Origin of the sequence: Janthinobacterium pasteuri (assembly GCF_051380775.1) — a bacterium.
Taxonomy (GTDB): domain Bacteria; phylum Pseudomonadota; class Gammaproteobacteria; order Burkholderiales; family Burkholderiaceae_D; genus Janthinobacterium.
Genome location: NZ_JBNYXS010000003.1, coordinates 108747 through 120305, shown reverse-complemented (window position 1 = coordinate 120305; position 11559 = coordinate 108747). Strand labels below are relative to the sequence as shown.

At 63.7% G+C, this 11559-nt stretch carries 12 protein-coding genes; 7 read left to right on the top strand and 5 right to left on the bottom strand.

Annotation, left to right across the window (positions count from 1 at the left end; genetic code table 11):
* The first annotated feature begins 17 nt into the window (after positions 1–17).
* Together ACQ4WN_RS04825 and ACQ4WN_RS04820 are read left to right on the top strand one after the other, a co-directional pair.
* Complete coding sequence (locus ACQ4WN_RS04825) at positions 18–659, top strand: class I SAM-dependent methyltransferase (protein ID WP_436550498.1); 642 nt, start codon at positions 18–20, stop codon at positions 657–659.
* A gap of 164 nt (positions 660–823) precedes the next feature.
* Positions 824–1009, top strand: coding sequence for a CsbD family protein (locus ACQ4WN_RS04820; protein ID WP_116743435.1), 186 nt, complete (start codon positions 824–826; stop codon positions 1007–1009).
* Positions 1010–1241: 232 nt separating this feature from the next.
* Here ACQ4WN_RS04820 and ACQ4WN_RS04815 read toward each other — a convergent pair whose 3' ends face one another.
* From ACQ4WN_RS04815 to ACQ4WN_RS04805, 3 genes are all read right to left on the bottom strand, one after another.
* Positions 1242–3452, bottom strand: a complete 2211-nt coding sequence (locus tag ACQ4WN_RS04815; RefSeq protein WP_436550497.1) for a S9 family peptidase — start codon at positions 3450–3452, stop codon at positions 1242–1244.
* A 191-nt stretch (positions 3453–3643) separates the two neighbouring features.
* Positions 3644–4483 (bottom strand): PhzF family phenazine biosynthesis protein, encoded by an 840-nt coding sequence (locus ACQ4WN_RS04810; RefSeq protein ID WP_436550496.1) that lies wholly within the window; start codon positions 4481–4483, stop codon positions 3644–3646.
* Between the two features lie 18 nt (positions 4484–4501).
* Positions 4502–5896: an MATE family efflux transporter gene (locus ACQ4WN_RS04805; RefSeq protein WP_436550495.1), complete on the bottom strand. Its 1395-nt coding sequence runs from the start codon at positions 5894–5896 to the stop codon at positions 4502–4504.
* 441 nt (positions 5897–6337) lie between these two features.
* Between ACQ4WN_RS04805 and ACQ4WN_RS04800 the strand changes: the two genes are divergently transcribed.
* The 4 genes from ACQ4WN_RS04800 (at position 6338) to ACQ4WN_RS04785 (ending at position 9444) form a co-directional block, all read left to right on the top strand.
* Positions 6338–7318, top strand: a complete 981-nt coding sequence (locus ACQ4WN_RS04800) for a beta/gamma crystallin family protein (protein WP_436550494.1) — start codon at positions 6338–6340, stop codon at positions 7316–7318.
* 159 nt (positions 7319–7477) lie between these two features.
* Positions 7478–8077 carry a beta/gamma crystallin family protein gene (locus ACQ4WN_RS04795; RefSeq protein ID WP_436550493.1) on the top strand — a complete coding sequence of 200 codons (600 nt, stop codon included), beginning with the start codon at positions 7478–7480 and terminating at the stop codon, positions 8075–8077.
* 131 nt (positions 8078–8208) lie between these two features.
* Positions 8209–9129 carry a DnaJ C-terminal domain-containing protein gene (locus tag ACQ4WN_RS04790; protein ID WP_436550492.1) on the top strand — a complete coding sequence of 307 codons (921 nt, stop codon included), beginning with the start codon at positions 8209–8211 and terminating at the stop codon, positions 9127–9129.
* A 3-nt stretch (positions 9130–9132) separates the two neighbouring features.
* Entirely contained in the window at positions 9133–9444 is a 312-nt protein-coding gene (locus tag ACQ4WN_RS04785) for a chaperone modulator CbpM (RefSeq protein ID WP_436550491.1), read from the top strand.
* On the opposite strand, the gene ACQ4WN_RS04780 is transcribed toward ACQ4WN_RS04785, so the two are convergent.
* Positions 9441–9683 carry a hypothetical protein gene (locus tag ACQ4WN_RS04780; RefSeq protein WP_436550490.1) on the bottom strand — a complete coding sequence of 81 codons (243 nt, stop codon included), beginning with the start codon at positions 9681–9683 and terminating at the stop codon, positions 9441–9443. The genes ACQ4WN_RS04785 and ACQ4WN_RS04780 overlap by 4 nt on opposite strands.
* Before the next feature lie 146 nt (positions 9684–9829).
* A complete protein-coding gene (locus ACQ4WN_RS04775) occupies positions 9830–10744 on the bottom strand; it encodes a LysR family transcriptional regulator (protein WP_436550489.1) in 915 nt (304 codons plus the stop codon).
* A 135-nt stretch (positions 10745–10879) separates the two neighbouring features.
* Between ACQ4WN_RS04775 and ACQ4WN_RS04770 the strand changes: the two genes are divergently transcribed.
* Complete coding sequence (locus ACQ4WN_RS04770; protein WP_436550488.1) at positions 10880–11485, top strand: FMN-dependent NADH-azoreductase; 606 nt, start codon at positions 10880–10882, stop codon at positions 11483–11485.
* Positions 11486–11559 lie beyond the last annotated feature (74 nt).

The following is an 11559-nucleotide window of genomic DNA, read 5'->3' as shown; positions in this document are numbered from 1 at the left end:
TCGATGACAGGAGCGCCATGAAGCCGACCCCACCGCAAGACCCCATCCACGCCATCACCGGACGCACCCTGGCCCATTACGACGCCAGCGCCGAGCAGTTTTTTGAAGGCACGCGCGACCACGACGTCAGCCAGAATATCGCCGCGCTGCTGGCCGCCATCGGCAAGCCCGCGCCGTTGGCGATCCTCGACCTGGGATGCGGCCCGGGCCGCGATCTGAAGGCGTTCACGGCCCTGGGGCACCATGCCACAGGCGTCGATGGCTGTCCCCGCTTCGTCGAGATGGCGCGCGCCTACAGCGGCTGTACCGTGTGGCAGCAGGATTTCGTCGACCTCGATCTGCCCACCGCGCACTTCGACGGCGTGTTCGCCAATGCCGTGCTGTTTCACGTGCCCAGCGCCGCCTTGGCTGGCGTGCTGCACGCCCTGTGCGCATGCTTGAAGCCCGGTGGCGTACTGTTCAGCTCAAACCCGCGCGGCCAGAACCAGGAAGGCTGGAATGGCGCGCGCTACGGCAGCTACCACGACGAAGAGCACTGGGCCGCGTACGTGCAGGCGGCCGGTTTTACCCTGGTCGAGCAGTACTACCGCCCGCCGGGCTTGCCACGCGAACAGCAGCCGTGGCTGGCCACCGTCTGGCGCAAGGACACGGTGGCGTAATCGGCGATGTTAGTGCTGTGTTAGGAACCGTACAGAGCTTTTGATCCTCCTTGCGTACTATGGACACATCAACACGCAGCAAGCAGTTTGCAACAGCGTGTGAGCCGCAGTACCGGCCCTTGCGGGCTGGACAACAGATGTACCAACTACAGTGAGGATTCATCATGAACAAAGATCAAGTCGAAGGTAAACTGAAGGAAGTCGGCGGTAAAATCCAGGAAGCCGCTGGCAAAGTCGTCGGCAGCGAAGAACAGCAAGCCAAGGGCCTGGCAAACCAGGTGGAAGGCAAAGTGCAAAAGAAAGTTGGCGATGTGAAAGATGCGGTAGAGACCATCACGCGCAAACCATAATGGCAGACACCTGACAAGACCTACTGCGCGTCGTGACTTGCGGCCTGCGATGCTCACTGCCTCGGCGGCCCCGTGCACAGCACAGTTCCGCTTCTCGGCCACAATTGGCTTCCGCTCGCTACGGTCCTGTCAGATGTCGTTACTGTGCTTGATCGCATTGAGTACAGTACAAAATAAAAACCGCCGCCTGTCGCAAGACAGGCGGCGGTTTTTTATTGGATGCAGCGCAAGCTTACTGTGCTGGCTTCATCAGGTTTTGCTTGAAGAACATTTCAATTTTTTTGTACACGTGGCGCTGTCCCGCGCGCGACGAGATGCCGTGCTTGGCGCCCGGATACGTCATCAGGTCGAATTGCACGCCGCGGTTGACGAGGGCGTCGATCAGGCGCGTGCTGTTGCTGAACAGCACGTTATCGTCGGCCATGCCATGCACCAGCAGCAGCGGCGACTTCAAGCCGTCGAGGTGGGCGAATACGGTGCTGGCCTTGTAGCCATCCACGTTTTCCTTCGGCATGCCGAGGAATTGCTCCGTGTAGTGGGTATCGTACAGCGACCAGTCGGTCACGGGCGCCACCGAGACGCCCATGGCGATCTTGTCGGATGCTGCCGACAGCAAACGCAGGGTCATGAAGCCGCCGTAGCTCCAGCCAAACACGCCGATGCGCTTCGCGTCGACGAAGCTTTGCTTGCCCAGCCAGTCGATGCCCACCAGCTGGTCCGCCACTTCGGCTGCGCCCAGATTGTGATAGATGGCGTCCGTGAACGCGCGTTCGCGGCGCGACGAACCCCGGTTATCGAGGCGGAAGACGACAAAGCCCTGTTGCGCCATGTACTGGTCGAAGTTGTTGCCCCAGCGGCGAGCCACGTGCTGCGAGTGCGGGCCGCCATACGTCGACAGGTAGACGGGATAGCGCTTGCTCGCATCGAAGTTCGACGGTTTGACGATGGAGTAATACAGCGTCTGGCCATCGTTGGCTTTCAGGGTGCCGTACTGCGTCGGCAGGTGGTCCGCCTTGTATTTCGCGTACGGGTGGCTGGCGTTCAGCGCATTTTCTTCCAGCCAGCCCACCATCGAACCGTCCGGACGGCGGATGCTCACTTGCGGCGGCGTGGCCGGGTCGGAGTAGGTGTCGACAAACACTTCGCCATTGCGCGAGAACGTCGTGTCGTGCCAGCCGTCCGCTTTCGTCACGCGCTGCGGCTTGTCCGCCGTGCTGCCATCGAGCGCCAGGGCGTAGGTCTGCTTGTCGATCACCGCGTCGCGGTTAGACGATACATAGACCTTGCCGGTTTTCTGGTTCACGGCCAGCACGCTGTCGATGCCCCACTCACCCGAAGTGACCGGGTGCAGCAGCTTGCCGCGCATGTCGTACAGGTACAGATGGTTGCGGCCCGTGCGCTCGGACGACCAGAGGAAGGTGCCGTTCGACAGGAAGCGCAGGTCGTCATGGACGCTGACCCAGGTTGTCGACGTTTCCGTCAGCAGGGTGCGCTGCGCCAAAGTACCCGCATCGACGGCGACCAGGTCGAGCGTCTTCTGGTCGCGCGACTGGCGCTGGTACACCAGCGACTTGCTGTCCGCGCTCCAGTCGGCGCGCACCAGGTAGATGTCCGGGTTCGTGCCCAGGTCCACCTGGCGTTGCGCGCCCGTTTCCGGCGAGACGATCAGCAGCTGCACCAGCACGTTCGGGTCGCCGGCGGCAGGGTAGCGCTGTTCGACGACGTCGGTGCGGTCGGCGAAGATTTCAAAGCGGCGCACGACGGGCACGGGTGCTTCGTCGTAGCGTTTATACGCGATGGCGCTGTCGTCGGGAGCCCAGTAGTAGCCGGTGCGCTGGCCCATTTCTTCCTGCGCCACGAATTCGGCTTCGCCATTGCGAATGGTGCCTTTGCCGTCCGTGGTCAGCTGGCGTTCCTTGTTCGTCTTGAGGTCGATCACATAGATGTTTTGATCGCGCACAAACGACACATAGCGGCCTTTCGGCGAGATTTTTGGGTCCAGCACATTGCCTTTGGCGACCAGGCGCGCCTGGTCCGGGTGGGTCGCATCGACCAGGTACAGATTGCCGGCCAGCGGCACCAGCAGCTGCTTGCCATCGGGCGACCAGCTGTAGCTGAGAATGCCGTTCAGGCTGGCTGTGCGCTCGCGTTCGCGACGCGCCTGCTCTTCCGGCGAAATCGTTTCATTCGGCACCAGCGCCTTGGAGTCGATCAGGCGGTGCGTGCTCTTGTCCTTGAGCTTGAATTCCCACAGGTCGAGCTGGAACTGGTTGTCGGCGCGGCCGCGCAGGAACGTGACGCGCTCGCCGTCGGGCGAGACCTTCAGGTAGCGCACGCCGGGGCCGGCCAGTGCCGGATCGGCGTGGATGCGTTCCAGGGTCAGCTTTTCAGCCGATGCGGGAACGCTGGCCATCGCGGCCAGAAAACAAAGAATAAAACGCATGGATGTCTCGGTAGTTGGAAGAATGAATGGCACTGCATGCAAAGGCGAGCTTGAGCGTTGCCTAAGCGTAAGACGATACCAGAGCGTGCCTGTTTATGCGATAGCCCCGGCCACGGAATAAGACGTGCCTGGCCGTATTTCCTTCGTCAAAAATATCCAACAGCCGCCCATTCCATGGCGCTTTCCCTGGTTCAGGCCAATATCGTACCTGCGATCACGGTCAGGCATGCACCGCCTATCCAGGCGTGGCCATCGCGGAAATTGACGGACACGCGGCCGTCGCGCTGCAGGCAGGTGCCCTGGCGCACGCGGTAATCGGCGCCCGCCAGCAGGTGCGCGATGCAGGCGTTGGCGCTGCCGGTGACGGGATCCTCGACCAGCGCGCCGTGCTCGCTGAGCAGCGCACGCACTTCGTAATCGGTCGGGCCGTCGGCGCCGTGCGCGCCGTAGAGGGCCAGTCCGTCAGCCATTGAGGCGGCCAGCAATGCCGTCAGCGCCGCGATGTCGGCATGCACGGCCAGGCAGGCCGCGGCGCTTGGCAGCGGCACGCACAGCCAGCGGATGCCCATGTCGACGACGGTGCCGCCAGCGGCCGCCGCGTCGCCCAGCGCCGTTTGTAGCAGCGGCAGCAGCGCGGGGGCGAGCGCATGCGTGGTGCAGGGCGGCGCCTGGAACGCCAGCACGCCGCCTGCGCCGCGTTCTATCTGCACCAGGCCGACGCCACATTCCTGCACGATGCGCGCGCCCTTGGGCCGCATGCCCGCATCGAGCAGGGCATGCGCCGTGCCCAGGGTCGGGTGGCCGGCGAACGGGAATTCCATCTCGGGCGAAAAAATCCGCACGCGGTAATCGGCGGCGGGATCGCGCGGCGCCAGCACGAAGGTGGTTTCCGACAGGCCGGTCCAGCGCGCGATCGCCTGCATCTGCGCGTCATCGAGGCCATTCGCGTCGAGCACCACGGCCAGCGGATTGCCCAAGAAGGGCATCGTGCTGAAAACATCGACTTGCCTGAAGGGGCGTTGTTGCGGCATGGCGGTTTCCTTGTTGGCTTATCGGGCGGCGCGCAGGCGCTGCAGCGACAGCCGGTTCAAGTACCAGGTCAGCAGCACGGCGGCCACCGTCAAGCCCGTCACCAGGCCGATCCAGAAACCGGCGGCGGCCATCGGTTCGGCCGGCGACCAGATGAAGCCTTGCGGCGCGAGTCCCAGCACATAGCCGATCGGCAGCGAGAAGCCCCAGAAGGCCAGCAGCTGGATCAGCATCGGCTGGCGCGTCACCTTGTAGCCGCGGATGGCGCACGAGGTGGCTACTTGCGTGGCATCGGACAGCTGGAACAGGGCCGCAAACAGCAGCAGCTGCGCACACAGCGCCTGTACCTGCGGGTCGGACGTATAGGCTTGCGCGATCTGGTGGCGGAAGACGGTGATGACGGTGGCCGAGACGATGGCCGCCGTCAGCGACATGGCCACGCCCACCCACGAAATGAAGCGCGCGCGGTGCAGATTGGCTTCGCCCACGGCATGGCCCACGCGCGTGACCAGCGCGATGCCGAAGGTGAGCGGCACCATGAAGACGACGGACGAGAAATTCAGGGCGATCTGGTGCGCCGACACCTGGATCACGCCGAAGCGCGCCACCAGCAGGCTGATGACGCCAAAGGCGCTCACCTCGGCAAAGTAGGTCACGCCGATGGGCAGGCCCAGGCGCAGCATGGGGGCGATGGACGACGGTTGCGGCCATTCCCAATGCGTGAATGGATACGTGGCGTGGTAGGCGGGGGCGATCCTGATCCAGACCAGCATGGCCAATAGCATCATCCACACGCAGCAGGTGGTGGCCACGGCGCAGCCCACGCCGCCCATCTTCGGCATGCCCCAGTGGCCGTAGATCAGCAGGTAGTTGACGAAAATGTTCAGCGCCAGGGCGGCCAGCGCGATGACCATCACGGGCTTGGTCTGGTTGATGCTGGTGCTGTAGCCGTACAGCGCGCGGTAGGCGGCGAACGGCGGCAGCGCGCAGCTGATGATGTGCACGAACAGCTTGGCCTTGGCCGCGACAGCGGGTTCGAGCATCAGGTGGTCGAACACCAGCGCCGCCATGTTCGTCAGCAGGCAAGCCACCAGGCCCACGAGCAGCGCCTTCCAGAGCGACTGGCGCACGATGTGCGGCACCTGGTCGTGGCGCGCGGCGCCGATTTCATGCGCTACCAAGGTATTGATCGCCATCATGATGCCGCTCACGGTGACCAGCACGATGGACCAGATGGCCGCGCCCAGCGACACGGCCGCCAGTTCCTCGGGATTCGTATGGCCCGTCATCGCCACATCGGCCGCGCCCATGCCGACGGTGGCCAGCTGGCCGATCAGGATGGGCCAGGCCAGCTTCCACAGCGAGGAAATTTCAGTACGGACGGCGGGCAGCGTGAACGAGGTAGTGTGTGGCATGAGCGGCAAGCTTAACTAAACACAAGATTCTACCGGCATTCGCCGTGCCTGTCCGCCGCAGCGACCCTGACGTCCGGGATTGCGCTGATTGATGTGCGTTGATACAAGGCGCATGGCAAGGTAAATGGCAATAACAGGCTCCGTGGGGGCTGCTCTTGCTTTTAGTAACAAATTATTGTGCTTTTCCCATACTTTGTTACACCGTTTTTTCTACGGATGGCTACACTGACAGCAGTTGTCATGTCGATCACTTGTCCTTGGGGCGCGGTGTTCCTGCGCGGGACGATGCGGGCCAGCGGTTTTCCTCGCTGCGCCGGCTGTATCGAGCATGTGATATTGAGCGTGTGACCGCGTTTTTCCGTGGCCTTGTATTTGTTACACTAGCATCCTGGCGCAACAGCCAGGCAAATCATCATCAAAGAATGAAGAATGGAGTTAATCATGACGGGCCCTTTCAAACACACGCTGGCATGCGCGGCGACCTTGCTGCTCTCGCTGGGGGCCCATGCGGCCGCCCATGCAGGCGATATCACCTTGTTCGAAGACGTTGATTTCCGTGGCCGCGCGGTGAACCTGCGCGAGACGACGGACGATCTGTCGCGCTTTGGCTTCAACGACAAGGCGTCGAGCATCGTGGTGCGTTCGGGCACCTGGGATGTGTGTACAGATGCCGGCTTTCGCGGCAGATGCAAGACCCTGGGGCCGGGGGAGTACAGCTCGATGCCGGGCATGAACGACGCCATCAGTTCAGTGCGCGAGTCGGGCCGTGGTGATGACTACAATCCGGGACGCCCGGGACGCGATCCCGACCGGGGCAATGGCGGCTATGGCCGTGGCGGCACCCTCGAAGTGTATTCGGGCGCAGGCCAGAATGGCGGCTCGGCGCGGCTGAACCGCGACACGGACGATTTCGTCAGCATCGGTTTCAACGATCGCACCACCAGCATCGTCGTTTATAACGGCTACTGGCAGCTGTGCAGCGATTCGAACTATAACGGCGTGTGCCGCATCTTTGGCCCCGGCCGTCACGACGACCTTGGACGCGGCCTCGATGGGCGCGTCTCGTCGGCACGCATGGTCGACGAGCGCGAAGCGCGGCGCCAGCAGCAGTTTGAACAGCAGTATCAGCGGCCGCAATACGAGCAGCAGTATCCGCAACAGCAGTACCAGCCGCGCGGTGCCGTCCTGCTGTTCCCCGAAGCGGGCATGCGCGGCGAACCGCTGGCGCTGGACCGCAATGCGGAAGACCTGGTGCGCTACAACTTCAATGACCGCGCCTCGTCCATCGTCGTCAACGAGGGACAGTGGGAAGTGTGCAGCGATTCGAACTTCCATGGCCGCTGCGAAGTGATCGGACCGGGCGAATATGGTCGCCTGAACGGCATGGAAAACCAGATTTCCTCGCTGCGCCGCGTGCGCTGATTTTCTCCAGCACACATGCTGACAGGCCGCCTGCCGGGTTGATCCCGCCGGGCGGTTTTTACATTCGCTGCCGTGCGCTGACATTTGCTTGCCCTTTGTTACACTCGCCGCCTGCCGCCCGGACTACACTGGCGAAAATGTCTCAGTATTGGAGTTGTCATGGTTCGATCTTTCCGCCCCGCGCTGCTGTGCGCCGCCACCTTCCTCGCTCCGCTTGCCGCGTCCGCAGGCGAAATCACCGTGTTCGAGGACGCCGGTTTCCGCGGCCGCCCGGTCACCCTGCGTTCCGATACGGGCGACCTGTCGCGCATGGGATTTAACGACAAGACCTCCAGCATCATCGTGCGCTCGGGCGCCTGGGAAGTGTGCAAGGACGCCAATTACCGGGGCAACTGCCGCGTGCTGCAGCCTGGCCGCTACGACAGCATGCCGGGCATGAACGACGCCGTTTCCTCCGTGCGCGAAGTGAGCCGCCCGGGCCATGGCGGCGGACACCGTCCCGACATGAATGGCGCCGTGCTGATGTTTCCTGACGCCGGCATGCGCGGCCGGCCCGTGCGCCTGGACCGCGAAGTGCGTGATTTGAGCCGCTATGGCTTCAACGACCGCGCCGAATCGATCGTCGTCAACTACGGCCGCTGGGAGTTCTGCGTCGATGCCAACTTTCGTGGCCGCTGCGTGGTGATGGGGCCAGGCGGCTACGGCCGCCTGCACGGTGGCCTCGACCGCCGTATATCCTCGCTGCGCCGCGTGCGCTAGGCGTTTCGGCCTTCCCTTCCAGCGCCCGCGTACCCCGTGTTTCGCGGGCGTTGTTGTATTGTGCGCGCGCTATGCTGCCGCCAATTCGTGTACCCTTCCCACAGGCAGTTCAACCATGGGGAGCAAGCACGGTGGAATACAAGGACTACTACAAGGAGCTTGGCGTCGAAAAGACGGCGACCGAGGCCGAGATCAAGAAGGCCTACCGCAAGCTGGTACGCAAATACCATCCCGATGTGAGCAAGGAGCCGGACGCCGACAAGCGCACCAAGGCCCTGAATGAAGCCTATGGCGTGCTGGGCGACGCGGAAAAACGCGCCGCCTACGATGACCTGGGGCGTAACCAGGGCGCCCAAGGGCAGCCATTCCGGCCGCCGCCGGACTGGGGTTCGGGCTACGAAGCGTCGGGCGCCGACGACAGCGACTTCTTTGCCGACCTGTTTGCCCACGTGGGCGGGCGCCGCCGCGCCGGCGGCAGTTTCCAGATGCAGGGCGAGGACAGCCACGCCGCCATCACCATCGATTTGCACGACAGTTACCAGGGCGCCAAGCGTCACATCGTCATGCGCGTGCCCGAAGCGGATGCGCAAGGCCATGTGGTGACGCGCGAGCGCACGCTGGAAGTGACGATACCGAAGGGCGTCACGGAGGGCCAGCAGCTGCGCATGAAGGGGCAGGGGAACCCGGGCAGCGGCGGCGCGCCAGCCGGCGACCTGTATCTGGAAATCCGCTTCCAGCCCGATGCACGCTACAAGGTGGAAGGGCGCGACGTGTTCGAGACGGTGCCCGTCACGCCATGGGAGGCGGCGCTGGGCGGCGAAATCGCCGTGCCCACGCCGTCAGGTACGGTGGCCGTCAGCGTGCCGCCCAATTCGCAGACGGGGCGCAAGCTGCGCCTGAAAGGGCGCGGCATTCCCGCCGCCCAGCCGGGCGACCTGTATCTGCTGCTGGAAGTGGTGCTGCCGCTGGCAAACGACGACAAGGCGCGCGAACTGTATGCAACCATGGCGCGCGAGATGGCTTTCAATCCGCGCCAGAAGCTGGGAGGGTAAATCATGACAAACAAGGTAATTGGCGAATTGCTCGAAGATCGTGCCCTGAGCCTGGAGGAACTGGCGCGCGCCTGCGCCGTGGAGCCGGACTGGGTGGTGCAGCATGTGCAGACGGGCGTGCTGCTGCAAAATGGCCCGCCAGCGGGGCACCTTACGGCTTGGCGCTTCACCAGCCTGGATCTGGTGCGCGCGCGCCGCCTGCACGAAATCGAATCTGTGTTCGACGCGAATGCGGAACTGGCTGCGCTGGTGGTCGACTTGTCGGAAGAAGTGGCGCGCCTGCGGCGCCGCCTGCACGTGCTGGGCGTCGATTAGATCATAAGCCCTGAGCCCGGCTCGCCGTGCCGCTGCACGGTGATCCGGCCGATATAAAACTGCCCGTCGACGACCACCCGGTGTGGGATGCCTGCCACGTCGAAGCCGGGGCCGCCGTCTTCCATCCATTCCTGCGCCAGTGAGTCGAACTGCTGCGGCGTCATGCGCAGCATCTGCGCCGTGATGACGAAGCGCGCGCCAGGTTTTTGTTTGTTGACGAAGTCGTCGATGCCGGCCATGGTGATTCTCTTCAAGGTTGTGTCTGAAATAGGGGTCAGCCCCGTCGGGGCAACCCGTCCCAATGGGACGGGTTGCGATTCCGCAGGGACTGACCCCAGCAGTTGTTTGGGGCTTGCTGAGGCATGATACCCGTCTGCGCGCGCTTCTAAAACCCCTGTTCCAGCAGCGGCAACTGCTCCGCAAAGCGCTCGGTCAGCCATTTGCCCGCCTGGCCGGGCCGCGTGTCGGCGCGCTGGATCAGGTAAATCGGATAATTCTCGCCCTTGTCGACGGCCAGCGGCAGGTGTACCAGGCGGCCTTCTGCCAGGTCGTCGCGTACCATCGCTTCTGGCATGTTGCCCCAGCCAAGTCCCGCGCGCAGCAAGGCGTGCTTTGAACCGAGGTCGCCCAGGCGCCAGTTGCGCAATCCCAGCACGCCGAAATCCTGGCCCTGCGTCAGGTCGCTGCGGTCGCTGAGTACCAGTTGCACGTGTTCGCGCGCCACGCTGGAGGCGATCGGCCCTGCCAGCTGTGCCAGCGCGTGGCTGGGCGCGGCCACGGGAATCAGGCGCACGTGGCCCACGGCCAGGCGCTCAAAGACGCTGGCCGTGGCCGTCATCCAGCCACCGAGGCCGATGTGGCAGCTGCCATCCATCACCAGCTGCGCCACGGCGCCCATGGCTTCGATGCGCAGGCGCAGGGCGACGGTGGGGAACTGCGCCTGGAACGCTTCCAGGACGCGCACCAGCACGCAGGTGGGAAACATCACGTCGACCACCACCGATACTTCCGCTTCCAGCCCGCCGGCCAGCGCCTTGGCGCGCGCGCGCAGGCCGTCGACCTTCAGGGCCACGGCGCGCGCATCGGCCAGCAGGGCCTTGCCCGCGTCCGTCAGGGTGGGCTTGCGCTTGCTACGGTCGAGCAGTACCACATTCAGTTGTTCTTCCAGGTTGGCGATGGTGTAGCTGATCACCGACTGCGTGCGGTGCAACTGGCGCGCCGCGTGGGCGAAGCCGCCCGCGTCGATGACGGCGACAAACACGCGTAACTGGTCGAGCGAAGGCTGGCCCGGTTCTCTCATGGTGGCTCCATATCTAGAAATTCGATGCTAAACATTGATATTTATAAGGTTTCATCGATGGTAGACCCGAACTATGCTGTGTGCAAGGGCTGCGATGTGGCCCCATCCCCTCATTCATTTCCATAGGAGCAATTCATGAGCAAGGTCTTGTACATCAATAGCAGCGTGCGTAACAGCGGTTCACTGTCGCGCCAATTGTCCGGCGAATTTGTGGCGAAACTGGTCGCGCAAGGGGCCAGCGTCGTCGAACGCGACCTGGCCTTGCAGCCCGTGCCGCACCTGACGGAAGAGGTGATGGGCGCTTTCTTCACGCCGGCAGAGCAGCGCAGCGCGCAGGCGGCAGCGGCGGTGCAATTGTCCGATACCCTGGTCGATGAATTGCTGGCCGCGGACGTGCTCGTGCTGGCAGCGCCCATGTACAACTTTTCCGTGCCATCGACCCTGAAGGCGTGGATCGATCACGTGGCGCGCGCGGGCCGCACTTTCCAGTACACGGCGACCGGCCCCGTCGGCCTTGCCACTGGCAAGAAAGCGCTTATTTTCACGGCCAGCGGCGGCGTCTACAGTGAAGGCCCTGGTGCCGCATATGACTACCTGAGCACGTATCTGCGCACGGCGCTGGGCTTCATCGGTATTACCGACATCGAGTTCGTGCAAGCCGAAGGCGTGGCCATGGGAGACGATGCCGTCGCCAGTGCGATTGCCAGGGGCCGCGCGTCGATCGAGGCCCTGGCTGCCTGAACTAGGTCTTCAGGGGGATTGCCAATCTGCCATGGTTAACATAAGCTTGCCGGCGGCACGTCTCGTGCCAGCCC